The organism is Roseovarius sp. MMSF_3359 (genome assembly GCF_030733385.1).
Lineage (GTDB): Bacteria > Pseudomonadota > Alphaproteobacteria > Rhodobacterales > Rhodobacteraceae > Roseovarius.
On the sequence record NZ_JASHJC010000003.1, the window covers coordinates 325,526 to 350,567 of the forward strand.

Here is a 25,042-nt window from a genome sequence, read left to right on the forward strand (position 1 = left end):
CACCCGGAAACGCTGGAAGATCACGATGAAACTGCGCACCCTTTTCAATGCCGGAAAATCCAGCACCCCGCAGGAGCAGGACAAGATCTTCTGCATCTCGTTTCAGCGCACCGGCACGACCAGCGTCGGTAAATTCCTCAAGAACGCGGGGATCCGCGTTGCCGATTGGTCGGTGTCGCACCGCAACCAATGGGGCAGGAAATGGGCCGAGGGGCAGTTCGACGCGATCTTCGACAGCGACGATTTTCAACAGCACCAGGGGTTCGAAGACGGGCCGTGGTTTTGCCCCGAATTCTACCGTGTTCTCTATCACCGCTTCCCGCGCGCCAGGTTCATCCTGCTGGAGCGCGACGCAGATGCCTGGTTCGCCTCGATGCTCTCGCATTCCGGGGGGCGTTCACTGGGGGTGACGGCGGTCCATGCCAAGATCTATCGCCGGGAAGCGGAATATCTCGATCTCTGCGAGCGGGCCAAGACACCGGAGGATGTGGACCTGAACGGGCTGTCTCTGGCCGGACATGACGCGCATTACACCGAGATTTACCGCACCCGGAACCGCGAGACACGGCAGTTTTTCCAGGAGCGCGATCCAACGCGGCTTTACTATTGCCGGCTGGAAGATCCGGAGAAATGGACGGGGTTGTCGACCTTCCTCGGGCTTGATCCGGCGAAGGCCCAGGAGGTACACGAAAACAAATCCCCCGCAGGGCAGCAGAAGTGACGCAAGCCGCGCCAAAAGAGCCGCTGCGCTATAGCATCGTTGTCCTGAGCTATAATCAGGCGCCCTTTGTCCGCGACGCCGTCGAGGGGGCATTGGCGCAGGACTGCCCACCGCTTGAGATCATCATCTCCGACGATTGTTCGACCGATGGCACTTTTGACATTATCCAAGACACGATCCGCGGCTATGACGGCCCGCATCGTGTCACCGCGCGGCAAAATCCGCAAAACATCGGGCTCGTGGCGCATATCAATGCCATGTTCGATGTGGCGAGCGGCGACGTGCTGATCCCGGCCTATGGCGACGATATCTCGCTGCCCAACCGCGCGGCCGAGATCATGAAGACGTTCGATGCGGAAGCGCCGCTTCTGGTGCATTCGGATGCGACAGCGATTGATCCGGAGGGACACGAGACCGCCACGACCTATCGCAAGGCGGATTTCTTTCGCACCACCGACCCGCTGGACACGGCGACCTCCATGGCGGTTTACCTCGGGGCTTCGGGCGCCTGGCACCGCGACCTCTTCACCAAGTACGGGCCGCTGAAACACCCCAATATCTATGACGATCACGTCTTTGGCTTCCGCGCGGCGCTTGAGGGTCGTGTAAGCTTCATCGAAAAACCGCTTCTGAAGTATCGCGAAGGGATCGGCCTGTCGCATCAGTTGAAACAGGATCGCAATGCCGGGGCCGCGCGGGACCGGCGCCGCAAGATCCTGAACATGATGGTGGCGGCCTTCAGCCAACGCCTTGATGACGCCACGACCTTTGGCCTCGCCACTGATCATCCGATCATGCGCAAACTGGCAAAGGCACGGCGCAAGGCCACGCTGCGCGCGGCCTGTTATGACGGCATCGGTCGCATGATCCTGCGAAACCTGCACCAGCCCGGCGCCGCCCTGACTGCGGCGGGGGCCGAGGGGTTGCGCATCCTGCGCGGACGCTGAGCGCAGCGGTTACTTCTTGGCATACCCTTGCTTCTGCGCGCCATAGAGCTGCGCATAAAGGCCCTGGTCAGCAAGCAATTCCTCGTGTTTGCCACGCTCGATCAGCTTGCCTTTTTCCAGCACGAAAATCTGATCCGCATCGACCACCGACGAGAGGCGATGCGCCACCATGATGGTGGTCTTGCCCTTGGTCAGCCGGTCCAGCGCCGATTTGATCCGCTCTTCCGTGGCCTGATCCAGTGCCGAGGTCGCCTCGTCCAGCAAAAGGATCGGCGCGTCGCGCAGGAAGGCGCGTGCAATCGCAATCCGCTGTTTCTGCCCACCCGACAGCTGCGCGCCCTTGGGGCCGACGGGCTTATCGCCCCGCGACCGGATGAAATCGGCAATTTCGGCATCTTCGGCCGCGCGCCAGATCTCTTCGTCGGTGGCGTCGGGGTTCACATAGCGGATATTTTCCCAGATCGAGTTGTTGAAGATCACGATATCCTGCGCCACCACGGAAAACGCATCCCGCAGCTTCAGAACCTTGAGCTTGTTGATCGGAATGTCGCCGATCGTGATCTCGCCGGATTTCACGTCATAAAGCCGCGAGAGTAGCGACAGGATGGTTGTCTTGCCCGATCCGGTCGACCCGACGATGGCCGACACCTGCCCGCCCTTGAAGGTCATGTTCAGATCGTCAAAGAGCGGTTGTTCCTCGCTATAGCTGAAACCGACGTCTTTGAGGACGATATCCGCGCTTGTATCGAATTCCGACAGCGCATCGGGCGCGTCGTTGATCGTTGCCTTCTCGTGGAAGAAATTGCGCACCCGGTTCAGGATCACGAGGTTGTTCTGCACCCCGCCAAAGAACTGCGCCAGAAGGCGCGCGGGATCGAAGATCATCACCATGCCCAGAAGGAAGGTAATGATGCCCGCGCCATCCATATCGAAATCGGGGCTGAGTACCATGTAGCCGCCGCCGCCGATCACCAACGCGTAGACAAAGGCGGATGAGAGGTCGATGGATGGCATCAGAAGCGCCTGCGTGGTCTGCGCCCGGATCAGCAGATCGCGAATGATACTTGTGCCTTTGATGAGCCGGTCCCGCTCGATCGGTTCCTGCCGGGCGATCTTGACCGTGCGCATGCCGTTGGTCATCTCTTCGATGCCACTCATGTACTGGATCGACGCCTCCTGCATCTTTTCCTGGGCGTCCTTCACCCGGTCAGCCACGTGGTTCATTACCCAGATGATGAATGGCAACACGATCAGTGCCGTCGAGAAGAGATACGGGTTCTTGTAGATCAGGTAGCCCGAGACAATCACCACAGTCACAAAATCCCGCAACGCATTGGCCGCCGCCCCGCCCACGAAAAGGCCCAGGGATTGCGGCTGACCGACAACCTGCTGCAGGATTTGCCCGGATTTCGTGCGTTCGAAATAGGCAAGATCAAGCTGCATCATATGCTCGATCATGTCGCGGCGCAGTTCGAACACCACGCCATTGCTCAGCCGCATGGAGACGACCGGCACAAGGTAGGACATCAGCCCCCGCACCGCGAAGAGGAAGAAGACAAAGAGGCATACATGCAGCAACTCACGCATCGTGCCGGATTCGAAAATGACCCGCAGGCCGCTTTCCGTCATCGCCAGGAACTGCTGATAGACAAGGCCCTGCACGACGATCATCGCAAGAACGACCAGGATCATCTTGAACCGCTTTCGGCAATAGGTTCGCCAGATCCAGCGAAGATTATCCCGATCGGTCGCGGAAAAAAGCGGCCCGTATTTCTTTTGCTTTTCTTTTGCCATGAGGTTTTGCTTATCCGTCGCAACCGCAGGTATGCGTCTGAGGCCGGGCCGTCAGGTCACCCCGCCAATTGCATGTCTAGTGCCAAATAACAACTGACACCGGGCTTGCCAACCGCCAAGCCCGGGCGCGGATCATTTGCGTTTCACGATGTAATTCAATTCCGAAAGCGTCACCTTTACGGCGACGCGCCCATAGGTCCGCAGGAATTTCAGCCATGGCATTGCGTAGAAGTCGCCGCGGTGGCGTACTTTTTCGATCTCTGCCTCGATACTACGTATGACCTCGCTGTCATCCGGCAGGCCAAAAGTCCTGGCATCCTTTAGGCGTTGTTCGAAAAGGGCCTTCCTGGCCCAAAATCGCTGCTGGCGCCGCTTGCGCGAGGCAGCCATCGATTCAAGCCGGTATTGGCTGTTGGACACGTTCGAAATGCCCACATCCTGCCGGTAACAGACAAGCTGCTCGTCGACATAGCTGATCCGCCCCTCAAGGGCCGCCCGGAACCCGGTAATAAGGTCCTCGAAAGCCTTGCTGTAAGCAGGCAGCGGTCCGTATTTCTGCCAAAGCTCCTTGCGATAGGCAGACGTCGCCCCCAGGAAAAGCGCATCGGAAAGTGCGGCCTTGGCGATATCTTCGCTGTGATAAAACAGTGCGTGTTTGTGGCTTTCCTCCGCCGGGTTACCCGCTCCGTCGATCGTGCTGGCATCGGAATGCACTAACAGGGCGTCGTCGCGCTCCATCACTTCCAGCAGGCGGGAAACGCGATGGGGGACCGAGGTATCATCGGCCGGAAACGGCACGCAAACATCGGCGCTGGCCATTTCGACCAGGAAGTTGATGTGGTTGTTGACGCCAAGGTTCTTGCGGTTGCGGTTCAGCCTCAGCGTATGCGGCCCGTCGTATCCGGTCGCCATCTCCTGCATGATCTGGAAGGTCGCGTCCGAGGAGCTGTCATCGGAAAGAATGATCTCCAGGTCGCTGGCATCCTGAGCCAAGGCACAGTTTACCGCATCGCGAATGAAATTTTCCTGGTTGTAGGCAAGCAGCAAGATGCTTGCGCGGTATTTGGGTGCAGCCATGACACTCTGCAGCTATCGTTGAAGTTGTGGCCTCCGCTACTAGCCCCGGCGCAGAAGTACAACCGGTATCCGCAAGAAAACCCGACCGGCCACAGGATTTCGCCATCGTTTCCGTGGATTTCCCGATCCCATGGGCCAAGTGCCGCCGAACGCGGTCGGCGAAAGGGACGCGCGCGCGCCTCATCTTCGGCCTTTCGCCTCCCCGCTATTATCTAATATGACTGTAGAAAGCCCGGGCCAATCCGGGCATTGCACAAGGATTCGCACATGGCCGGAACCCCGCGTCGCCCGCTGCTTCTGCTCTCGGTCCTTCTGATCGGCCTGGCTTCTTGCGGCTTCACACCGGTCTATGCCCCCGGTACCGACTCCTCTGCCATTCTATCGGAAATCGAAATCGCGGAACCTCGGAACGAACAGGGCTATCTCTTTGTCCGCGAGATGGAAGATCGCCTTGGCCGTCCGTCCAATGCCACCAAGCTGCTCAACTACAAGATCACGATTCGCGGTGAGGGTGTTGAAAGCGACACCGAAAGACGGCGTTTCGTCGGTGCCGTCAATTATGAACTCATCGACCTCAAAACCCGCGCAGTTCTGGAAAGAGGCACGGTCGATTCCTTTGCCGGCTATTCCGTCTCCGATGGTCTCTTCAGCAGCGCACGCCAGGACGCGATCAAACGCCTCGTCATCATCCTTGCAGATCAAGTGACCCGCGAACTGATCGTCAAACTCGCCGCTCCCTGATCCGCCGGATTTCTTTCCCGACGACACCACCTGGCGCCGATCCGAGGCGGACAAGCGAAGCGCGGACAACGAGATACCCGGCGTGCGCGTCAGCGCACTCCTTTTGACTGAATCAACAGGCGCAGGATACGCGGCAAGCGCCGGAAGCAGGCCTTCACGATCACCCCATATTCCAGCTCACCAGCGAGCAATTCCATGTATTGCCGTCGCACACTCGACGAATTGCGGAAAGATGTCTCGAACATCCGTCGGCACCGAGGGCGAAAGATCAGATGCCGCAACAGGGTGGCGGCCCTCAAGGACCTGTGAAGAGGCCGCAGCCTGCGTCGATACGCCGTCAACGCATGCTCCGGCCGCCCCGACCTTATCGCGCCGACCGCGGCAAGCGCCGCCGTCTGTCCGCTTTTCATCGCATGGGCGATCCCTTCGCCGGTGATCGGATCCACCAGCCCCGCCGCATCGCCCGCCAGCAGGACCGCCCCCTTACCCGGTAATTTGCGGTAATCCCCGAAGGGCAGGAACTGCCCCTTGATACTCTTGGCCGCCCCCTCGACGCCCTGCCCGGCGAGATAAGATGCCATCGCACCTTTCATGTCCTCGTTTTCCGCCAGAAGCCCGCCAACACCGATGGTCGTGCTGCCCTGCTTGGGAAAACTCCAGCCGTAGCCCCAGGCCGCGGCGGCAATATCGACGCTGATCGGCATCTCCTGTGCCCTTGGGTTGGCCGGGGCCTCAATTTCCAGGCCAAAACCGATCCGGGCGTGGTCAAAGCTCTGCCCGAAAAGCGTCCGCGCAACCATACTGTTGACCCCATCCGCGCCGATCAGGACGCGGTATCCAATCCGCCGGCCATCGCTCAAAACGACATGACGGGCCGCAAGATCAACCTCTGCGATTTCCTGCCCGGTCAGATCCACAGCCCCGCGCACCAGGGCCTGCTTGACCAGGTGATGATCGAAATCCCAACGCATCGAGAGGTAAACCGGCGGGGCATCATGAATTGTCCCCATCGGTCGCCCCTGGAATTGAAACGTGATTGCCGCCCTGCGTTCCAGCGGTGTGACATCGAGCGGCGCGCCAAAGATCTCGGCAAAGTACCGCAGCGACCGGCCCGTGATAAGCCCACCGCAGAGCTTGTCGCGCGGGAATGCCTTGCGGTCGATCAAGGCCACGCTGTGCCCCGCGGCGGCCACCGTGGCCGCCGCCGCCGATCCCGCTGGCCCCGCGCCGATCACAACCACATCGAATAGCTCCGCGCCCATGTCGCTCCCGTCCTTGTCCGCGCCCTGCGATAACAGATTTTTGCCGCCGGGGAATGCCCTTCAGATCACTGCGCCGGCAAGGCGTTCCTTCGGATCATGGTTCGCAGCGCAAAGCTCGACCGCATGGACCGGATGCCCCCGATCCGCATCAACCCCTCTTCCAGGAAATTGTCGAACGCGGTCAGATCGGCGGCCACAACCCGGATCAGCACATCGCGCGTCCCGGTCATCAGGTAGCACTCCATCACCTCGTCGAAACGCCGCAGCCCCTCTTCGAATGTCTTGATCGCGTCACGCGACTGCGTCTCAAGTTCAACGAAGATAAAGACATTCAGCGGCAGGCCGAGCTTCTCCTGATCCACCCGCGCGGAATATCCGGTGATGATCCCGTCAGCTTCAAGCCGGGTGATCCGCCGCGCGCAAGGCGTCGGCGACAGCCCAACTGCCGCGGACAGGTCGGATAGTTTCTGACGGCCATCGCGTTGCAAGGCCGCGATAATCTGTCGGTCGATGTGATCCATTCCCCTAATTTCCCCGCAAATTTTAGGCGTTTCACCTAATATTAACCTTGTTTCATCCAAAATACGCTGATTTTTCGCGCAAGACACCCTCTATTCCTGCGGCAGCGGAGGAATTTCAGACATGATCACACAAATCGCATCAACCACACATGAAGCCGTCTACCAGGTATCCGACGACGAAAGCGGACTGTCGGGGTTTATCGCCCTGCACTCGACCCGCCTTGGACCGGCGGCAGGGGGCTTGCGGATGCGGGAGTATGATAATGCGCAGGCCGCTCTTGAGGACGTGCTGAACCTGTCGCGTGGCATGACTTACAAGAACGCCGCCGCGGGGCTGCCGCTTGGTGGTGGCAAAGCGGTTATCATGGGCAACCCCGCCACGGCCAAAACCCCGGAATTGCTGCGCGCCATGGGTCGCGCGGTCGAGGCGCTGCAGGGTCGTTACTGGACCGCCGAGGATATGGGCATGAACCCCGAGGACATGTCGGAGCTGGCCCGCGAAACCAGGTTTGTGGCGGGGCTCGATACCGGCGATCATGCAAGCGGCGATCCGTCGCCCGTCACCGCCGAGGGGGTCTTCAATGCCATGAAGGTGGGGGCGGCGCATCGTTTTGGCGGCGCCGATCTCGGTGGCAAGACCGTCGCGGTGCAGGGCTTGGGGCATGTCGGCTGGCATCTTTGCCGCATGTTGGACGCGGCCGGGGCAAACCTGATCGTCGCGGATATGGATGCGGCCCGAACCGCCGGAACAGTCAAGGAGTTCGGCGCCGAGGCGGCCGCGCCGGATACGATCCACCGTGTCCCGGCGGATATCTTTGCCCCTTGTGCCATCGGCGGTATCCTGAACGCGCAGACCATCCCCGAGCTGCGCGTGGACCTCGTCTGTGGCGCCGCCAACAATCAACTCGCCACAGCATCGGACGCTGATCTTCTGGTCGACAAGGGCATTCTCTATCTGCCCGATTACGTCGCCAATGGCGGGGGCATCATCAACGTGGCCGCCGAGATCCTGAAGATCTCGGATCGGGGCCCATGGGTGGCTGAGAAGCTCGAGACGTTGCGGCAGACGATGGAGCGCATTCTGTCCAAGGCGCGGACCGAGCGGAGCAGCCCCGCCCATGTCGCCGATCGGACAGTGGATGAACTGATCCTGCAAGAAGCCGTCTGACGGATCTGACACCCGGCCTTTCGCCCGCTTGAGAGGCCGGAGGCGGCCTGTTACGATCGACACCGTGTTCGGCGCAGATCGGTGAGGTGTCCATGGCCCGTCTTCTGAAAAACTCTACCATTCCCGCGCTTGCCTTGCTTGCCGCGTGCACCGCTGGCAGCGGCAGCGATGTCACCCGCCTCAAGACGGAACCGGTCCTGAGCGGCGGCACTTATTCGACCGGGGGCGGCATCACCGTGGCAAGCGCGTTTCGCGACATCGGCGGACAGACCGCGGTTTGTGGATTATGGTCGGAAAGCGCGGTTCAAACGCCTTATACCAAGGGCAAGGCCAAGAAGGTCCTCTCCAGCGGCGCGGTGTACCTCGATGGCACAAGGCTCCTCTCCGGGGTCGACTTTTTTGCCAAGATCCCCCCGACGACGGATTACGCCACCGTCTCTGCACCTTGCGCCGTGACCGAAGTACCCTGGCGGCCAGGATACGCCGACCGCGTCCCGGATATCCGATTGCCGCAACAGATCGTCTATCAGGATCGCGGCGGCATCAAGGGGCCGATCGTCGAGTTCCGGCAAACCGGTCCCGGGGCGCTAGGCGGATCGCTGAACCTTGTGCAGGCGGTATTCGGCAACACGGTGCGCCTGCCATTGGGGAACAACCCAATCCAGGGCGGCGGTCGGTACAGTTCAGGGGGTGGTGTGAAAGCTGCCGTGGATCTCCGCCCGGTGGGCAACGACGCATATATCTGCGGCACTTGGTCGGAAAGCCGGGGCCAGTCACCGCGCACCGAAATGCAGGCACCGGAAGTGCTGGCCCGCGCGGCCGTGACCGTTGATGGCAAGGTGCTGGTCAAAGACCTGCGGTTCCTGCGCCGGGCATCATCGCGCGGGTCCCTTGCCGGGCGTCAGGCGAACTGCGTCGATACCGGGCGGTCCTGGGCGGATCTTGCCGATACCCGGACAGTGTCACTGCGGTTTCCGGCCTTCGTGGTCTATCCCGGGCCCGACCGCGCCATCACTTTTTCGCCGACCGGCAGCGGTGGATGAAAAATCACCGCCCCGACAATTGAAAACCGCAGTCCGATGCGGCATCTAACAGGAAAGACAGGTCGAAACGCGGCAACAGGCATGGGGTGAGTGGTGCGAAATTTTCTGATGATGGGCGTGGTTGCAGCGGTTCTGGCAGGCTGCGGCGGGGGTAACAGCAATTCAACACCGGGCCGCGCCGTCAGCACCGCCCCGACGCCGGTGGCGAGTGGGCCCATCAGCAATGCGTGCCTTGCCTCGGACCGGACGGCGCGGTCAAGAAAGCTCTGCGACTGCATTCAGGCGGTTGCCAATCAGACCTTGACCGGCAGCGAGCAACGCCGCGCCGCGTCTTTCTACAGCAACCCGCAGCAGGCACAGAATATACGGCAATCTGATCGGGCCGCGGACGAGCAATTCTGGAAAGCCTATCGCGCCTATGGCGAGCGCTCGGAACGGGTCTGCCGGACGGGGTGATCTCCGAGGTTATCAGATTGCGTGCGCTATCGCGCACATCCCCATATCTCGTCGCGCGCCTCCGGCGCGACATCCTCGGGCCGCCAGGATCAGTCGTCTTGCGTGATTTTCTGGCGTGCAAATCGGGTGATAGCGGTCGTGAGGCAATCAAGGCTGTCATGCCAGGCAGCCCCCCTTGGAAGATGATCCGTGAGCAGGGACAATTCCGTGCAGGCGATCAGAAGATGTTCCGCGCCTGCGTCCAGTAGGCTCTGCGCCTGAAGTCTCAGCTCTTCGCCGGTCTCTTCCGGACCCCTGCCAGCCTTGACGCGCTGGATCAGGGCGAGCATTGCCGGTTCATCCGATGTCCAGACCGGTGTCAGATTGTGCGCGGCAAAACTTGCGTCAAACACCGACGCCATCCGCGTGGCCGGGGAGGCAAGCATGCCAATACGGCGGGCGCCGGAGGCCGCCAGAGCCTCTGCGGTCAGGTCGATCATGTTCAGGAAGGGCAGATCAGTCGCGCCTTGGACCGCGGGGGCATAGTGATGCGCGGTATTGCAGGGCATCGCCAGCGCCGCCGCACCCGCCTCCCGAAGGTCTTGTGCCATGCCCGCCAGCGTCGGCCCAGGATCCTCTCCATGACCTTCGATCAGGGCGGCGATGCGCGATGGCACCTGCGGATTTTGATGCACGATCAGCGGGACATGATCGGCATCATCCGCCGCAGGTATCGCCGCGAGAACCTTTTGCATCAGCAGGATGGTGGCCTCGGGCCCCATCCCGCCAAGAATGCCGACTGGCCTCATTTCGGAACGTCGAAGCAATGCGTGTAACCGGTCAGGCCGATGGCGCCGCCGGTATGCAGGAAAACCACACGCTCTCCTTTCTTGAAATGGCCTTTGCGGATCAGGTCAATCAAACCGGCACCGCCCTTGGCAGAATAGACCGGATCAAGCAGGATCGCCTCGGTCTTGGCAAAGATATCAATCGCTTCAAGCGTGTCGTCGCCGGGCATGCCGTAACCGGGGCCGACGTAATCGGTGTTGGCCACGACATCCTCGCGCGCCACCACACCGGGGCAGCCGAGCTTTTCAGCGGTTTTGACGGCGAGGTTGTAGACATTCTCTTCCTGCTTTGGCTTGGGCGCACGAACACCGATGCCCAGAAGCGGGATGTTGGCGTTCATCGCCTTGAGGCCGGTGATAAGGCCCGCCTGCGTCCCGGCAGAGCCGGTCGCGTGCACGATATGGTCAACATCAAGGCCCATCGTCACGAACTGGTGCAGCATCTCGAAGGCGCAGTTCACATAGCCCAAAGCGCCGGTCGCGTTGGAGCCGCCACCAGGGATCGTGTAGACCTTCTTGCCCTCCGCGCGAAACTTGTCGGCAACAGCCTCCATTTCGGCATTCATGTCGAGGTCGGGACCGCGATGTTCCATCGTTGCGCCATGCAGATGGTCGAGCAACACGTTGCCGTTATACTTGTAGTTCTCATGGTTATAGCCGGTGCGATCTTCGAGCAGGATATGGCAGGCCATGCCCAATTTCGCCGCCGCCGCCGCGGTCTGGCGGGCGTGGTTCGATTGGGTGGCGCCCTGGGTCATTACCATCTCGGCACCTTCAGCCTGCGCCTCGGCCATCAGGAACTCCAGTTTGCGGGTCTTGTTGCCGCCGGTCGATAGCCCGGTGCAATCGTCGCGCTTGATCCAGATCTCCGGCCCGCCGAGATGTTCGCTCAGGCGCGGCATATGTTCGAGTGGCGTGGCGAGATGGGCAAGGCGGACGCGGGGGAATTTGGCGAGATTCATGGCAGGACTCCTTATATGACGTTAATCGACATTAATCACACCGCAAGCCAACGCTCAAATTCGAAATCCCGACTTCTTTTTGCAAATCATGCAAGTTAGAGTGTGGCATGCGACTTGAATGGATTGACGACATACTGGCGGTTCTCGACACCGGATCGTTCAGCGCGGCCGCCGAACGACGGTTCCTCACGCCCTCCGCATTTACCCGGCGTATCCGGGGGATCGAGGCGGCACTTGGCTGCGATTTGTTCGACAGGGATCGAAAACCCGTGACGCTCTTGCCGCATGTGCGGGCGATGGAGGCAGAGATGCGCGCCGCGGCGCGACAGTTTCGAGACTTGCAAGCAGGCTTGTCGGATATTGACGGCCGCAATCGCAATCGCCTGTCCCTTGGGTGTCAACACGCGCTGACGACCATGGTATCGCCCCTGTTGGCGCGGAGCCTGACGCAGGATCGCGATGTGGAGCTGCGCATCCGGTCAGGGACGCGGAGCGAATGCCAGTTGATGCTGCTCAGACACGAGATTGATTTTGCGCTGGTGTATCAGACCGCGGGCGAAGCATCGGCCGCGGACAGCGCGCTTTTCGACAATGTGCCGATGGGGGCGGACCGGTTGCTGCCGGTGGCGAATCTTCGCGATCATCCGACTCTCCGCGCGGCGCTCGAAAAAATGCAGCTGCCGCTCATCACCTATCCGGCGGATATCTACCTGGGCGAAATCCTGCAACTCCACCTCCTGCCCGCTCTGCCGCGCGATGCGGTCACACACAGCGTGGCGGAAACCGGCCTCACCCCGGCGATCTTGCAATTTGTCCGCCAAGGCCTCGGCATCGGCTGGTTGCCGCGATCCGTCGCGCATGAATCGCTGGCCCGCGGAGAGGTGACCGACCTGTCGGACCGCCTGCCCAGCACCCGCCTCGATATCCGCCTGTTGCGGATGCGGTCCGGGGCCACGGCGTTGGCGGCGGCGGCATGGGACCGGCTAAGCACCCAGGCCCGGACGCTTGAGGTGGACGGGATCGACCGGCAGGCCGCCGATCAATAAGGCATGGGGTGGGCGCGGTGGGCGGCATCAATATCGCGCAACACCTCGTCGGAAAGCGTGACATCCCCCGCGCCCAGCGCCCGTTCCAGTTGCGCCAGATCGGTCGCGCCGAAGATGGCCGAACACATGAATGGCCGCGTCAGGCACCAGGCAAGCGCGAGATGCACCGGGTCGAGTCCGTGTTTTTCGGCAACGCCCAGATAGGCATCGACCGCGGCAAAGGCGCGGTCGGTCCGGCGTCCGCCCAGGTTTGACACAAGCGACATGCGCGATCCTTCGGGGACGGCACCGCCCTGGTATTTACCGGTCAGGAACCCCGCGGCGAGCGGCGAGAATGCCAGCAGGCCCACCTCTTCGTTGACGCTCAGCTCCGCCAGGTCCGTGTCATAGAGCCGGCACATCAGCGAATATTCATTCTGGATCGAAGCCACACGCGGCAGGCCCTTGTCTTCGGACAGGCGCAACCATTGCGCCGTCCCCCAGGCGCTTTCGTTGGAGAGGCCAAAGGCGCGGATCGTGCCCCGCTCGACCTCGCGTTGCAGCGCACCAAGCGTGTCTTCCATATGCGCAAGGGTCTCGGCACGGTCCTGTTTCGACGGGTCATAACGCCAGTTCTGCCGGAACATGTAGCTGCCGCGGTTGGGCCAGTGGAACTGGTAGAGGTCGATATAATCGGTCTGCAGCCGCTTTAACGATCCCTCGACCGCTTCGGGCACAGAGGCGGATGAAATTGCGGCACCGTCGCGCACATGGTTCATCCCCGCGCCGGAATGTTTCGTCGCCAGGATCACCTCCGCCCGGCGACCCGACCTGGCGTTCCACTCTCCGATGATCTCTTCGGTCCGCCCGACCGTTTCGGCACTGATCGGGTTGACGGGGTACATCTCGGCGGTGTCGACGAAGTTGATCCCGTGGTCGAGCGCCATGTCGATCTGGGCGTGGCCCTCGTCAGAGGTGTTCTGTGTCCCCCAGGTCATCGACCCCAGGCAGAGCTCACTCACCATCATCCCGGTCCGTCCGAGCGGTCTTGTCTTCATCGCGCGTTTCTCCCCACTTCTGTTGCGCGCACCCTAACGCCCGCGCGGCCAATCGCAATGCCCTCTGGGGTGGTTAGCCCTCGAAGCGACACGGCCAGCAGGGGTCACATCGCGCGCCCCTGACGCAAACGTGATGGCGCGTTCTGCGGCACACGCCAGAAACGCCCCTATCTGTCACCAGATGTTACGTACCCTGCTCCTCCTCTTCGCGCTCACCCCCACGCTCGCCGCCGCCGGGCCAGAGAGCTATCGCCTTGACCCCGATCGCTCAACCGTTGGCTTCAGCTATGATTTCGACGGCGCGCGCAAGTCCGGGCAGATGCCGGTATCGTCCGCCGATCTGCTGATTGACCTCGACAACCTGCCCGCCAGCCGCGTTCTGGTGACGCTGAACGCCGCGGGTGCGCGCGCCGGGTTCATTTTCGCAACCGAGGCGATGAAGAGCCGCAAGGTGCTCTATACCGCGCGTTTTCCGGAAATCCATTTTCGCTCCACCCGCATTGTCGGGGACCTGCGCGGCGCGAAGGTGACCGGTGACCTTACGGTGCGAGGCGTTACCCGCCAGGTCGTGCTTGATGCCCGCCTGTTTCGCCAACGCGGGACCGAACCGCAGGACCGCCGAAACCTGCTTGTCGAACTGACCGGCGCCATCCCCCGCTCGGCCTTCGGGGCCAACGGTTATCCCAATCTGGTCGGCGACGAGATCGGCCTTCGGATCATCGCCCGCATCACCAGATAGCGCCGAAAACGACACCCGAATGTCGAATAGGGCCGGGCACCGCGATCCGGCCATGACATGGTAGGCGCATTATGCGCATGCTGATTTCCTTTGCCGCCCTGTTCCTCTCGGTCATCCTGTTGCAGCTTTCGACCGGCGGTGTCGGGCCACTTGACGCGATTTCCGGCCTTGCGCTCAGCTTCAGCACCGCCGAGATCGGCCTGCTTGGCTCGGCGCATTTCTTTGGCTTTTTCATCGGCTGCTGGTGGGCGCCGCGCCTGATGGGCAGTGTCGGCCATTCCCGCGCCTTTGCCACGTTCACCTCAGCGGGTGCAATCGGCCTGCTGGCCCATATGCTCTGGATCGACGCCTATGCCTGGGCGGTGATGCGGGTGGCATCGGGCCTTTGCGTAGCGGGGTGTTATACGGTGATTGAGGCCTGGTTGCACGCGAAGGTCACCAACAAGACCCGCGGTCGCGCCATGGGTGCCTACCGTGTCGCGGATATGGGCGCATCGCTTGCGGCGCAGCTGCTGATTTCGGTTCTGGAGCCGGCCTCTTACGTCTCCTACAATCTGCTGGCCATCGTCTGCTGCGCCTCGCTGCTGCCGCTGACCTTGACCAAGGCGTCCCAACCCGAAACACCGGCGGCCCCGCGCCTGCGCCCGATGCTCTTGATCGAGTGTTCGCCGCTGGCGGCAGCCGGGGTGCTGGTTGCGGCCTTGTCAAGCGCGTCGTTCCGCATGGTCGGGCCGGTCTATGGTCAGCAGGTGGGGCTCGAAGTCGAGCAGATCGCCTGGTTCCTAGCGGTCTTTGTGCTGGGCGGGGCATTGGCGCAATATCCCGTGGGCTGGTTGGCCGACCGGTTCAACCGGCGGCACGTGCTGATCGGGCTGTCTTTTGCCGCCGTGATCTCCTGCGTCTTCGGGGCCTACTCCAATTATCTGGGCCCCGCAGGGGTCATGGCGGCGGCCTTCCTCTTCGGCCTGACCAGCTTCCCGATCTTTTCGATATCCGCCGCCCATGCGAATGACTTCGCCGACAATTCGCAACGGGTCGAGCTTTCCGCCGCCTTGATGTTCTTCTACGCGCTCGGCGCAATCGCGGCACCGTTGCTGGCGTCGAAACTGATCGACAGTTTCGGGCCGTCAGCGATGTTCGTGATGATCGCAGCGGGTCACCTGCTGTTGGTGTTCTTCAGTCTTGTGCGGATGAAGGCGCGCAAGACCCGCGATGAACGCACCCCCTATATCTGGAGCCCCCGCACCAGCTTTACCCTGGGCCGCCTGACAGAGCGGCTGCGCGACAAACGCTAGGCGTCCAACCCCTCGATAAACCGGACAAGGTGACCGGCCACGATATCCCCGGCCTCCAGCAGCAGCGAGTGTTTCAGGTCCGGCAGGATCACCAGTTCCGAATTGGGAAGCGCATCGTCGATCAACCGGTTGAGGCGCGGGTTGCATCCGCCATCATTTTCCCCGGTCAGGATCAGCGACGGCGCGGTCACCTCGTGCAGCCAGGGCGCCATTTCCGTCCCCGCATAGATGCGGAACACGTTGAGGAATACGTCGGGATCGGTATCGACCACCTGTTTCAACCGGCGTTCGACCACATCGCCATGCGCGGCGATGAACCCATCGGTGAACCAACGGTCCGTCAGCGTGCCCAGCACCTGCGGGATGCCCTTTTCTTCCATCGCGCGGACAACGCCCCAGACCTTGGCGCTGTCGTCTTCGGTCCGAAACGCCGCCGTCGACAGAAGGCCCAGCGATTGCACCCGGTCGGGATACCGCAACGCATAAGCCGGGCCGATCATGCCGCCCAGCGAATGCCCGGCGAAATGCGCGGTGTCAAAGCCGGAGCGTTCACGCACCCGCTCAAGATCGTTCACCAACGCGTCGAGACCAAATTCGCCCGTCGGCATCGGCGACGCACCATGACCGCGCAGATCATAGGTCACGACGGTGAAATGCGGCGTCAGAACCGGCAAGGCCTTGGCCCAGGTATTGCGCGCCGCGCCAATCCCGTGGATCAGGAAAAGCGGCGGGCCGTCCCCCTGCACCGTGAATTCGCAGTCGATCACATCACTCATGACGCGGCCTCAGTCCGGGAACCTGTCGGAATTCAACTCTCCGCCAGTACCCCAATCGGATTTCTCGACATCGGTGATCACGACCTGCACGCTGTCGGGTGTCCCGCCCGCCGCGCCAACAAAGGCATCGGTCAGATCACGGACAAGCGCGCGTTTCTGCTCGACACTACGGCCTTTGAACATCTCTACCCGAATGATCGGCATCTTACGCTCCTACTCCGATTTCGGGCGCACCACGTGGAACGCACCGCTCATATAGGTCAGGGGTTGCTCGCCCGCGTCCGAAATGCCGGTCACGTCGCCGATGCAGATCGCATGGCTGCCGTGGATCACCGTCCGGTTGAGCGAGCAGGTGAAAGCCGTGGCGCGGGGCAGGATCGGCCCCTCTTCGGTCATCGTGACCTCGATCCCGTCAAACCGGTTGGGGTTGGTGGCATCGAGCGCCCCGGCGAAACGGTGCGCGACCTCTTCGGCATCTTCGCTCAGGATATTGACGCAAAAGACGCCGTTATCCTTGACCGCCATGGCAATCCGGCTGTCGGCCTTGAGGCACACGAGGACCGAGGGCGGATCGGCGCTCAGCGATGAAAAGGCGCTGACCGTGGCGCCGGACATGCCCGCGGGACCATCGGTCGTGACGACCGTGACGGTCGAGGCGACCTTGCGCATCGCGGTGATAAAGGCCTGACGCGCGGCGTTCATTGCGCCGCCCCCTGCCATGCGGGGCGTCCGGTGAAATGGGGCATGACTTCTTCGGCAAAACACTGGATCGACTCGAGCGTTTCCTGCGCCTCAAGCCCGAAATTCTTGTTCAGGATCACACGGTCGACCCCCAGCTCGGCATAGGGGCCCAGCTTGTCGATCATCTCCTGTGGGGTGCAAATCAAAAGGCTCTCTCCCAACTCTTCCACCGACTGATCGCGCGGCAGTTCCCGTACCATACCGTTATCCACGATGCCGGGGCCGGTAAAGACATTATCGAAACGGCTGTAGTACTTGTGGGCGGCCCCGATCTTGCGCTGCCGCTCTGTCGCGCCTGTGGCGATATGGGCGACACGGCTCAGCGTCAGGGTCAGGTGCGCGCCCGCCTTACCCATCTCATCCTTGGCACGGTTGAACCCGCCGACCTGATCGAGCAGCAGTTGATGATTGCCCGAAAGCGGTGTCGTCTGGATATGAAAGCCACGCTTGGTGCAGTGATAGATCCCCTCGGGGTTCATCACCGCCATCATCATCTGAATGGGCCGCACCGGACGCGGCATGATGGTGAGTGGCTCGAAATTGTAATAGTCGCCTTGCCACGAGACCTCTTCGCGACTCAAAAGCGCCTGCAATACATCGAGTGCTTCGTTGAACCGCGCCTGCGTTTCGTCCATCGGCACCCCAAGCCGCTCCATCTCGTAGGCAAAGGCGCCCCGGCCCACGCCGAGCATCAGGCGCCCCTCGGTAAAGATATCCGCCACCACGACCTCGCCCGCATAGGTCCGCATGTCATGCAGCGGCAGAACGACAATGGAGGTCATGATCTTGATGCGCTTCGTATGCGCCGCCAGCTTGACCGCGAATTGCAGCGGCGCGGGCATCATCAGGCAATTCATCAGGTGATGCTCGGTGATCGACACCGCATCAAAGCCGAGCCGATCCCCCAACATCGCCTGATCCAGCATGTCCGCATAAACCCGGTCCCCGCCATAGGATTTATCGGGGTAATCGGCCGAAAGCTGTAAGCTGAATTCCATGTCGCGCCTCCTGTTCGGGCGGATCATGGCAGAAAAATTTAATTCATAAAAACGGATTTAATTGAAGATATAGATAAAGAATTTTGTATTATCTGCCGCATGAACATTGCGGCCATAGAAACTTTCCTGACCGTTGTGCGGACCGGCAACCTCAACCGGGCGGCCGAGCAGCTCAATATCACGCAATCTGCGGTCACGGCGCGGCTGGACGTGCTGGAGCAGGCACTGGGCGCGAAACTGCTGCTCAGGTCGCGCAAGGGTGCCAGCCTGACAAAACCCGGTTTCGCTTTTCTCGAACAGGCCGAGATGATCGTGCGCAGTTGGGAGAATGCGCGGGCGCGCACGAACCTGCCACGCGGTGTCACCCGGATTTTCAGCCTGGTTTGCCATCCGACCCTCTGGACCGGACTTGGCGCCACCTGGATGGCAGATCTGCGCCAGGCCCACACGGAAACCGCGTTCGAGGTCTGGGCAGGACTACCGGGGGACGCGCGCAGGTGGCTGCAAAGCGGGATGAGCGATGCGGCACTCCTGCCCGAACCGCTGAGCGAGCCGGGGCTCGAGACCCGCGAGTTTTCTACCGACCGGATCGTGCAGGTGGCGACCCGGCCCCGGGAGGTGGTCGAGTGGGACCCGGACTATATCTACGTCGATTACGGGCCAGCCTTCCGGGTTCAGCATGCCGAGGTCTGGCCCGTCGAAGACACCGCCGGGTCGAGCTATTCCAACCCCGACTGGGCCTTGGCACACCTGCTGTCCGAGGGCGGATCGGCCTATCTTCCGGCCACGCAGGTCGCGGGCCTTGTGGCGGATGGCAAGCTCTTCCCGGTCACCGGCGCGCCGGAGTTCACCCGCCGGTCTTTCCTAAGCTGGCGCGAATTGTCCGAAGCCGCATTTCCCTGGCTGGCGGGGGAGGCGGTCGCCTGATCGGCGCCGACGGGCTGGTCAACCCGCCCCTTCGCTGCCATAGATTGCCCCATGACCCAGATTATCAATTCCCTCTCCGAGATTTCCGACCGCTACGAAGCCCTGTTCGTTGATTTATGGGGCTGCGTTCATAACGGCATCACCCCCTTCCCCGACGCGGTTGCGGCCTTACAGGCCTATCGCGCGAAGGGCGGCAAGGTCGTGCTGGTCACAAACTCCCCAAAGGCGCGCAATCACGTCGAGGCACAGCTTGAACAGGTCGGCGTGGCACGGGACAGTTGGGACACCATCGCCACCTCCGGTGACAGCGCCCGCGCGGCGATGTTCCGCGGCATGGTCGGCGAAAAGGTCTATTTCATCGGCAAGGACCATGATCGCAAGATATTTGAGCCGATCCAGATCGTGGAAAACCCCGTCAACGTCCGGCCGGTCCCGCTCGAGGAAGCCGAGGGGATCGTTTGCGCCGGGCCGTTTGACGCGATGGCCGATCCCGAGGTCATGCGCCCCGAATTCCTCTATGCCAAGCAGAAGGGTCTGAAACTCCTCTGCGCCAACCCCGATATCGTGGTGGATCGCGGCGATCACCGTGAATGGTGCGCCGGGGCGCTGGCGCGGCTCTATACCGAGATGGGCGGCGAAAGCCTCTACTTCGGGAAACCGCATCCGCCGATCTATGACCTGGCCCGCCGACGCCTGACCGCCCTGGGCAAAGTGGTCGATTCGGAGGCGATCCTGGCCATCGGTGACGGCATCCTGACCGACATCGCCGGGGCGATGGGCGAGGATATTGATTCCCTTTTCATCTCGGGTGGGTTAGCCGCAGCGGAGACGAAAACGTCGCAGCAACCGGATGAAGAAGCCCTAAGGGACTATCTTCAAAAGGAAATATCCTCTCCGACCTATACGATCGGCCATCTGCGGTAAGCAAAAAAACACTTGATTTTCTGCACCTGCAAAGTAATAAAGTTCCAACTTTCGGCGCGCAACGGATTGAAAATTACGCGCCGCACCTGATTGGAGGGTCGAATGTTGGACAATATGCCCCGCGGTACCATCACCATCGAAGAGATCGAGATGGGCATGACGCGCAGCTTGCAGAAGGTTGTCACCGACAAGGACATCGAGATGTTTGCCGAGGTCTCGACCGACCATAACCCCGTCCACATGGATGACGATTATGCCCGCGACACGATTTTCGAGGGCCGGATTGCCCACGGGATGCTGACCGCCGGGCTGATTTCGGCGGTGATCGGTGAACAGCTTCCCGGTCACGGCACGGTCTATATGGGCCAGACGCTCAAGTTCCTGGCCCCCGTGCGCCCCGGCGACATGGTCCAGGCGGAGGTCGAGGTGGTCGGGATCGACTATGCCAAGCGCCGGGTACAGCTTGATTGCCGGTGCCTTGTGAACGGCAAGAAGGTCCTGATCGGTGAGGCGACCGTGCTGGCACCAACCGGCAAATTCGACTGACGGAACCAACCCGGGACGCCTGTACCGCGACCCTTTGAACGATCTGCACGATTTCTTGCATCTTGAGGCATTAATCGTACAGGCTTGCCGCTTTATCTGTTTGTCACCACTTCAGACAAACAGGAGGCTGCCATGCCCGCGAAATTCGTCACCAAGAACATCCACGCCTATCTCGACTATCCCGTCGCCCTTGCCCTGATCGGCCTGCCCTTCCTTCTGGGGCTGGGGGACAGCAACCCGATGGCCCTCTGGCTGTCGGTTGTCGCCGGCATTGCCGCCTTCGTGTTGACAGTCCTGACCGATCACCATCTCGGCCTCATCCGGATCGTGCCTTATTCGGTCCACATGGCTGTTGATCTCATCGTCGGTCTGACCTTCCTTGCCGCGCCCTTCCTCTTCGGGTTCAGCGGGCTTGATGCCGCGTTCTACTGGCTCAACGGCGCGGCGGTCTGCCTCGTGATCGCCTCGCACAAACCCGACGCTGCGGCCCAGCCGGCTGAGTGAACGCCACAAGCCACTATCGCGCTTGCACCGGCCCGCATGGGGCGCTACCCCTGCCCCATGCGCATCATTCGAGACTATGACTACCTTGACCCGTCCGACCGCGGCGCCAGCGTGGCGATCGGCAATTTCGACGGTGTGCATATAGGCCACCGCACCGTGATCGACCTTGCGCGCAAGGCCGCGGCAGAACATGACGCCCCGCTTGGTATCCTGACCTTCGAGCCGCATCCAAGGGAATATTTCGCCCCCGATGCGCCGCCCTTTCGCCTGATGGGGGCCGATGCCCGCGCGCACCAGTTGGAAAAACTGGGCGTCGAACGGCTTTATGAATTGAACTTCAACGCCGCGCTGTCGGCCCTTTCGCCCCGCGAATTTGCGCAGAATGTCATCCATGACGGGCTCGGGCTGACCCATGTGGTGGTCGGTGCCGATTTCTGCTTCGGCAAGGGCCGGGCCGGCAATGCCGCGGATTTACAAACCTTTGGCGCGGAAATGGGCTTTGACGTGACCATCGCGCAATTGCTCGAAGGCGATCAGGGGCAGGTATCGTCGACCGCGATCCGCACCGCGCTCTCCGAAGGACGCCCGCGCGATGCCGCCGCCATGCTCGGCCACTGGCACCGGATCGAAGGCCCCGTTGTCGGCGGCGAACAACGCGGCCGCGAATTGGGATATCCGACGACAAACATGTCCATCGAAGGGCTGCACCCGCCCAAATTCGGCGTCTATGCGGTGCTTGTGGATGTGCTCGACGGCCCCCACGAAGGCCGCTATCGCGGAGCGGCATCGCTTGGCGTCAGACCCATGTTCAACGGCGAGATCCCCAACCTCGAAACCTTCATTTTCGACTTTTCCGGTGACCTCTATGGCGCGGAACTCTCGGTCGCGTTGGTCGACTACCTCCGTCCCGAAGAGACCTTCGACAGCCTTGAGGCTTTCATCGCGCAGATGGATGCCGATTGCGCCCGAGCGCGCGACATCCTGGCCGCCCTATGAGCGATCCGATTGATCGCAGCGGCCTGCGCCCGCGCTATTGGGAGACCGTGCGCCCGGACCGGATGACCCAGAAGGAATGGGAGGCGCTCTGCGATGGTTGCGGCAAATGCTGCATGAACAAGCTCGAGGACGAGGACACCGCCGAGGTCGCGCTGACCTGCGTCGCCTGCAGGCTGTTCGACGATGCCACCTGCCGCTGCACGCAGTACGATATCCGCCATCAATTCGTACCGGAATGCGTCGTGCTCAGCCCCCAGAACATGGATCAGAACCTTTACTGGATCCCGGAAACCTGCGCCTACAAGCTGATCTGGACGGGCAAACCGCTCTTTGACTGGCACCCGCTGATCTCGGGCGATCCACAGACGGTGCATGACGCGAATGTCTCGATGCAGAACCGCACGGTCGCCGAGTTCGAGATCGACGAGGACGATTGGGAAGATCACATTATCGAGGAGCCTGTTTAGATGTTCTTTGCCTCCGACAATTGCGGACCGGCCCATCCCGCCGTGATGCAGGCCGTCAGCGACGCCAATACCGGCTACCACCCGTCCTACGGCGATGATGCGGTCATGGCGGAGGTGCGTAGTCTCATTCGCAACCAGTTCGAGGCGCCCGAAGCCGCGGTTTACCTGGTGGCAACGGGAACGGCGGCGAATGCGCTGGCCCTGTCGGTTTTGGCGCAGCCGTGGCAGACGATCTTCTGCACGCCGCTCTCGCATATCCAGCGGGACGAATGCCACGCGCCCGAATTCTTCACCGGTGGCGCGAAACTGAGCCTTGTGGGCGAGGCCGACAAGATGACGCCCGATCAACTGGCCGCCGGGATCGAGGATTGGGTCTATGGCGATGTGCATGTCTCGCAACGCGGGCCGGTGGCGCTCACGCAGGTGACCGAGATGGGGCATGTCTATTCCCTGAACGAGTTGAACGCATTGACGAGCCTCGCCAAGACCTACCGCCTGCCGGTCTATCTGGATGGCGCACGGTTTTCGAATGCCATCGCCGCGCTTGGCTGCACCCCGGCCGAAATGACCTGGCGCGCGGGCATCGACGCGCTTAGCTTCGGCGGCACGAAAAACGGCTGCATGGGGGTCGAGGCGGTGATCTTCTTTGATCCGAAACATGCCTGGGAGTTCGAGTTGCGGCGCAAACGGGCCGCGCATCTCTTTTCCAAACACCGTTACCTCTCGGCGCAGATGCTGGGCTATCTCAAAGACAACCTCTGGCGCGAAACGGCGGCCCACGCCAACGCCGCAGCGGCGCGGTTGACCGCCGGTTTGCGCGAGGTGCCGGGCGCCACCCTCCTGAACGATCCGCAGGCCAACATGATCTTTGCCACTCTGCCCCGTGCCGTGCATCAGCGCCTGCATGACGCGGGCGCGGTCTATGGGCTTCACGGCACGCTCAAAGGGGACGATCCCCAAGAGGCGATCTCAATGCGGCTCGTCTGCGACTGGTCGATCACCGATGAATTGATCGACCGGTTCATCGACATCGCCAAGGTGTAAAGAGGCACCGACCAACACATCGGGCGGGCAGACGCGGAAAATGCCTTAATCCACAGTCATCGGGTGCAGACGCAGGAATTGCAAAATCTCCGCACCGACGGCCCCGGCATGGGTAAGCGGCGCCATATGCCCCGCGCCCGCGATAATCGCGCGGGTCGCATCGGCAAGGCGCCATTCCAATCCCTGACAAATCGCACTGATGATCGGCGGGGACGCGGTGCCTTCTACAAGGAGCACCGGCATCGAGACGCGCGACAGCCGTTCGGGATCAAGCATGTTCGCGGCATCATCAATGATTGCCGGGGCAGTTGCAGCAATCAGGGGCATCTGTGCGGCGAGCCGCCTTTGTTGTGCCGCGCCCTTCGCCGCATAGGAGATGCCACCGCCCCAGATATCCGTGAAAGCACGGGCGGCCTCGGCGTGATCTCCGCGGCGCATGGCGGCGTCGAACCCTTCCGTGCGCCGGGCATGGGCCTCGGACGCGTCAGGTTGATCTGCGTTCGCCACCGCGAAGAAGACCGGCTCGATCAGGGTCAGGCTGCGCACAAGCTCCGGCCGCTCCACCGCAAGGCGACCGTCGCCCCGAAGGAATGACCGATCACATCCGCAGGACCATCGAGGAAACCTGCGGCGATCTCGGCGGTGACGCCCTGGATTTCACCACGCGCGTCCCACTCATCGCTGCGCCCATGGCCGGGCATGTCGAAAGCCGTCATAGTCAGCGCGCCGGACAGCACCCGCGCCAAACCGCCCCATGCCTCGCAAGACGCAAGCGAGCAGTGGATCATCAGCGCCTCGCGCGGTCCCTGGCCATATGTTGTCCAATAGGTCCCAAACCCCGCCCGGGGCGCCTTGGGCATAAGGTTACAAATCCCCGGCCAGATGCGCGTCGAGGTCGTCAAGCCGGTCCTGCCCCCAGAAGAGCTGACCGGTATCGACCACGTAGAACGGCGCCCCGAAGACGCCCGCATTGACCGCATCCTCCAGGTTGGCGGCATAGGTTTCAGCCCCGGCAAGAAGGCCGCTATCGGCAAGGCCCGCGTCAAATCCCGCCGCGTCTAGACACGCCCGGATCACCGCATCATCGGCAATGTCACGGTCCTCGGCCCAAAGCGCACGCAGCACGGAATGCGCAAGCTGCCCGACATCCCCGCCCCCGGCACTCTGCGCCGCGATGATGGCATAGGAGGACGGCGCGGGATTGGGCGGCCAGAAGGCCGGCTTCACATTGATCGGCATGTTCAGCCGTTTCGCCTGCCGCGCCATGTCCTGCGCCCGGTAGGCCTGCCGATTGGCGTGCCGTTCGGCCAGCGGTTGCCCGCCCGTCCGGGCAAAAAGCGCCATGATGTCGAGCGGTTTGTAGGTGACCGTCGCCCCATGCCGCGCAGCAATCTCTTCGAGCCGCGTGCCTGCCATGTAGGCAGAGGGTGACAGAGTCGAAAAATAATAGTCGATATGTGCCAAATTTCCCGTCTCCGCCCTT

At 61.9% G+C, this 25,042-nt stretch carries 30 protein-coding genes; 16 read left to right on the forward strand and 14 right to left on the reverse strand.

The window, feature by feature from the left end; translation table 11 throughout:
* The first annotated feature begins 25 nt into the window (after window positions 1-25).
* Together RBB29_RS06595 and RBB29_RS06600 are read left to right on the forward strand one after the other, a co-directional pair.
* A complete protein-coding gene (locus RBB29_RS06595; RefSeq protein ID WP_306113760.1) occupies window positions 26-721 on the forward strand; it encodes a sulfotransferase in 696 nt (231 codons plus the stop codon).
* A complete protein-coding gene (locus tag RBB29_RS06600; protein ID WP_306113761.1) occupies window positions 718-1,668 on the forward strand; it encodes a glycosyltransferase in 951 nt (316 codons plus the stop codon). The genes RBB29_RS06595 and RBB29_RS06600 overlap by 4 nt, the downstream gene beginning before the upstream one ends.
* A 9-nt stretch (window positions 1,669-1,677) precedes the next feature.
* Here the strand turns inward: RBB29_RS06600 and RBB29_RS06605 are convergent, their stop codons facing one another.
* On the reverse strand, window positions 1,678-3,462 hold the full coding sequence (locus tag RBB29_RS06605; RefSeq protein ID WP_306121112.1) for an ABC transporter ATP-binding protein: 1,785 nt from the start codon (window positions 3,460-3,462) through the stop codon (window positions 1,678-1,680).
* Between the two features lie 132 nt (window positions 3,463-3,594).
* On the reverse strand, window positions 3,595-4,539 hold the full coding sequence (locus tag RBB29_RS06610; protein WP_306113763.1) for a glycosyltransferase: 945 nt from the start codon (window positions 4,537-4,539) through the stop codon (window positions 3,595-3,597).
* A 267-nt stretch (window positions 4,540-4,806) separates the two neighbouring features.
* Here RBB29_RS06610 and lptE point away from each other — a divergent pair, with 267 nt between their 5' ends.
* The gene (lptE, locus tag RBB29_RS06615; protein ID WP_306113764.1) at window positions 4,807-5,280 is read left to right on the forward strand and encodes an LPS assembly lipoprotein LptE; all 474 of its coding nucleotides are present in this window, start codon (window positions 4,807-4,809) and stop codon (window positions 5,278-5,280) included.
* An 89-nt stretch (window positions 5,281-5,369) separates the two neighbouring features.
* On the opposite strand, the gene RBB29_RS06620 is transcribed toward lptE, so the two are convergent.
* Both RBB29_RS06620 and RBB29_RS06625 read right to left on the reverse strand, forming a co-directional pair.
* The gene (locus tag RBB29_RS06620) at window positions 5,370-6,542 is read right to left on the reverse strand and encodes an NAD(P)/FAD-dependent oxidoreductase (protein ID WP_306113765.1); all 1,173 of its coding nucleotides are present in this window, start codon (window positions 6,540-6,542) and stop codon (window positions 5,370-5,372) included.
* A gap of 65 nt (window positions 6,543-6,607) precedes the next feature.
* Entirely contained in the window at window positions 6,608-7,063 is a 456-nt protein-coding gene (locus RBB29_RS06625; RefSeq protein WP_306113766.1) for an Lrp/AsnC family transcriptional regulator, read from the reverse strand.
* 121 nt (window positions 7,064-7,184) lie between these two features.
* On the opposite strand from RBB29_RS06625, the gene RBB29_RS06630 reads away from it, so the two are divergent.
* The 3 genes from RBB29_RS06630 (at window position 7,185) to RBB29_RS06640 (ending at window position 9,730) form a co-directional block, all read left to right on the forward strand.
* On the forward strand, window positions 7,185-8,231 hold the full coding sequence (locus RBB29_RS06630) for a Glu/Leu/Phe/Val dehydrogenase (protein ID WP_306113767.1): 1,047 nt from the start codon (window positions 7,185-7,187) through the stop codon (window positions 8,229-8,231).
* A 92-nt stretch (window positions 8,232-8,323) separates the two neighbouring features.
* A complete protein-coding gene (locus tag RBB29_RS06635; protein WP_306113768.1) occupies window positions 8,324-9,274 on the forward strand; it encodes a hypothetical protein in 951 nt (316 codons plus the stop codon).
* Between the two features lie 93 nt (window positions 9,275-9,367).
* Complete coding sequence (locus RBB29_RS06640; RefSeq protein WP_306113769.1) at window positions 9,368-9,730, forward strand: hypothetical protein; 363 nt, start codon at window positions 9,368-9,370, stop codon at window positions 9,728-9,730.
* An 89-nt stretch (window positions 9,731-9,819) separates the two neighbouring features.
* Here the strand turns inward: RBB29_RS06640 and RBB29_RS06645 are convergent, their stop codons facing one another.
* Window positions 9,820-10,518, reverse strand: a complete 699-nt coding sequence (locus RBB29_RS06645) for an aspartate/glutamate racemase family protein (protein WP_306113770.1) — start codon at window positions 10,516-10,518, stop codon at window positions 9,820-9,822.
* Window positions 10,515-11,519, reverse strand: coding sequence for a D-cysteine desulfhydrase (locus RBB29_RS06650; RefSeq protein ID WP_306113771.1), 1,005 nt, complete (start codon window positions 11,517-11,519; stop codon window positions 10,515-10,517). The genes RBB29_RS06645 and RBB29_RS06650 overlap by 4 nt, the downstream gene beginning before the upstream one ends.
* 107 nt (window positions 11,520-11,626) lie before the next feature.
* Here RBB29_RS06650 and RBB29_RS06655 point away from each other — a divergent pair, with 107 nt between their 5' ends.
* On the forward strand, window positions 11,627-12,565 hold the full coding sequence (locus RBB29_RS06655; RefSeq protein ID WP_306113772.1) for a LysR family transcriptional regulator: 939 nt from the start codon (window positions 11,627-11,629) through the stop codon (window positions 12,563-12,565).
* Here RBB29_RS06655 and RBB29_RS06660 read toward each other — a convergent pair.
* Window positions 12,559-13,602 (reverse strand): aldo/keto reductase, encoded by a 1,044-nt coding sequence (locus RBB29_RS06660; RefSeq protein WP_306113773.1) that lies wholly within the window; start codon window positions 13,600-13,602, stop codon window positions 12,559-12,561. The two genes, RBB29_RS06655 and RBB29_RS06660, sit on opposite strands and share 7 nt — an antisense overlap.
* A 181-nt stretch (window positions 13,603-13,783) precedes the next feature.
* On the opposite strand from RBB29_RS06660, the gene RBB29_RS06665 reads away from it, so the two are divergent.
* Window positions 13,784-14,341, forward strand: coding sequence for a YceI family protein (locus RBB29_RS06665; RefSeq protein ID WP_306113774.1), 558 nt, complete (start codon window positions 13,784-13,786; stop codon window positions 14,339-14,341).
* A gap of 71 nt (window positions 14,342-14,412) precedes the next feature.
* The gene (locus RBB29_RS06670) at window positions 14,413-15,636 is read left to right on the forward strand and encodes an MFS transporter (RefSeq protein ID WP_306113775.1); all 1,224 of its coding nucleotides are present in this window, start codon (window positions 14,413-14,415) and stop codon (window positions 15,634-15,636) included.
* Here RBB29_RS06670 and RBB29_RS06675 read toward each other — a convergent pair.
* Genes RBB29_RS06675 through RBB29_RS06690 form a run of 4 tightly spaced genes read right to left on the reverse strand, consistent with a single transcriptional unit; the run spans window position 15,633 to window position 18,151 of the window.
* Window positions 15,633-16,412: an alpha/beta fold hydrolase gene (locus RBB29_RS06675; protein ID WP_306113776.1), complete on the reverse strand. Its 780-nt coding sequence runs from the start codon at window positions 16,410-16,412 to the stop codon at window positions 15,633-15,635. The genes RBB29_RS06670 and RBB29_RS06675 overlap by 4 nt on opposite strands.
* Before the next feature lie 9 nt (window positions 16,413-16,421).
* Window positions 16,422-16,616, reverse strand: a complete 195-nt coding sequence (locus RBB29_RS06680; RefSeq protein ID WP_306113777.1) for a 4-oxalocrotonate tautomerase — start codon at window positions 16,614-16,616, stop codon at window positions 16,422-16,424.
* A gap of 9 nt (window positions 16,617-16,625) precedes the next feature.
* Window positions 16,626-17,114 carry a flavin reductase family protein gene (locus tag RBB29_RS06685; RefSeq protein WP_306113778.1) on the reverse strand — a complete coding sequence of 163 codons (489 nt, stop codon included), beginning with the start codon at window positions 17,112-17,114 and terminating at the stop codon, window positions 16,626-16,628.
* The gene (locus RBB29_RS06690) at window positions 17,111-18,151 is read right to left on the reverse strand and encodes an LLM class flavin-dependent oxidoreductase (RefSeq protein WP_306113779.1); all 1,041 of its coding nucleotides are present in this window, start codon (window positions 18,149-18,151) and stop codon (window positions 17,111-17,113) included. The genes RBB29_RS06685 and RBB29_RS06690 overlap by 4 nt, the downstream gene beginning before the upstream one ends.
* Before the next feature lie 99 nt (window positions 18,152-18,250).
* Between RBB29_RS06690 and RBB29_RS06695 the strand changes: the two genes are divergently transcribed.
* The 7 genes from RBB29_RS06695 to RBB29_RS06725 all read left to right on the forward strand — a co-directional run bounded on the left by RBB29_RS06695 (window position 18,251) and on the right by RBB29_RS06725 (window position 23,559).
* Window positions 18,251-19,078, forward strand: coding sequence for a LysR family transcriptional regulator (locus RBB29_RS06695; RefSeq protein WP_306113780.1), 828 nt, complete (start codon window positions 18,251-18,253; stop codon window positions 19,076-19,078).
* A gap of 51 nt (window positions 19,079-19,129) precedes the next feature.
* A complete protein-coding gene (locus RBB29_RS06700; RefSeq protein ID WP_306113781.1) occupies window positions 19,130-20,002 on the forward strand; it encodes a TIGR01459 family HAD-type hydrolase in 873 nt (290 codons plus the stop codon).
* Between the two features lie 102 nt (window positions 20,003-20,104).
* Window positions 20,105-20,548 (forward strand): MaoC family dehydratase, encoded by a 444-nt coding sequence (locus RBB29_RS06705; protein WP_306113782.1) that lies wholly within the window; start codon window positions 20,105-20,107, stop codon window positions 20,546-20,548.
* Window positions 20,549-20,680: 132 nt separating this feature from the next.
* A complete protein-coding gene (locus tag RBB29_RS06710; protein WP_306113783.1) occupies window positions 20,681-21,052 on the forward strand; it encodes a hypothetical protein in 372 nt (123 codons plus the stop codon).
* 57 nt (window positions 21,053-21,109) lie between these two features.
* On the forward strand, window positions 21,110-22,048 hold the full coding sequence (locus RBB29_RS06715; RefSeq protein ID WP_306113784.1) for a bifunctional riboflavin kinase/FAD synthetase: 939 nt from the start codon (window positions 21,110-21,112) through the stop codon (window positions 22,046-22,048).
* Entirely contained in the window at window positions 22,045-22,515 is a 471-nt protein-coding gene (locus RBB29_RS06720; protein WP_306113785.1) for a YcgN family cysteine cluster protein, read from the forward strand. Before RBB29_RS06715 ends, RBB29_RS06720 begins: the two co-directional genes overlap by 4 nt.
* The gene (locus RBB29_RS06725) at window positions 22,516-23,559 is read left to right on the forward strand and encodes a low specificity L-threonine aldolase (RefSeq protein WP_306113786.1); all 1,044 of its coding nucleotides are present in this window, start codon (window positions 22,516-22,518) and stop codon (window positions 23,557-23,559) included.
* 45 nt (window positions 23,560-23,604) lie between these two features.
* Here RBB29_RS06725 and RBB29_RS06730 read toward each other — a convergent pair whose 3' ends face one another.
* The 3 genes from RBB29_RS06730 to RBB29_RS06740 are packed head-to-tail and all read right to left on the reverse strand — an operon-like array spanning window position 23,605 to window position 25,023.
* Window positions 23,605-24,105 (reverse strand): alpha/beta fold hydrolase, encoded by a 501-nt coding sequence (locus tag RBB29_RS06730; protein WP_306113787.1) that lies wholly within the window; start codon window positions 24,103-24,105, stop codon window positions 23,605-23,607.
* Complete coding sequence (locus RBB29_RS06735; protein WP_306113788.1) at window positions 24,093-24,419, reverse strand: alpha/beta fold hydrolase; 327 nt, start codon at window positions 24,417-24,419, stop codon at window positions 24,093-24,095. Before RBB29_RS06735 ends, RBB29_RS06730 begins: the two co-directional genes overlap by 13 nt.
* 4 nt (window positions 24,420-24,423) lie before the next feature.
* Window positions 24,424-25,023 (reverse strand): 2-hydroxychromene-2-carboxylate isomerase, encoded by a 600-nt coding sequence (locus RBB29_RS06740; RefSeq protein ID WP_306113789.1) that lies wholly within the window; start codon window positions 25,021-25,023, stop codon window positions 24,424-24,426.
* Between the last annotated feature and the right edge of the window lie 19 nt (window positions 25,024-25,042).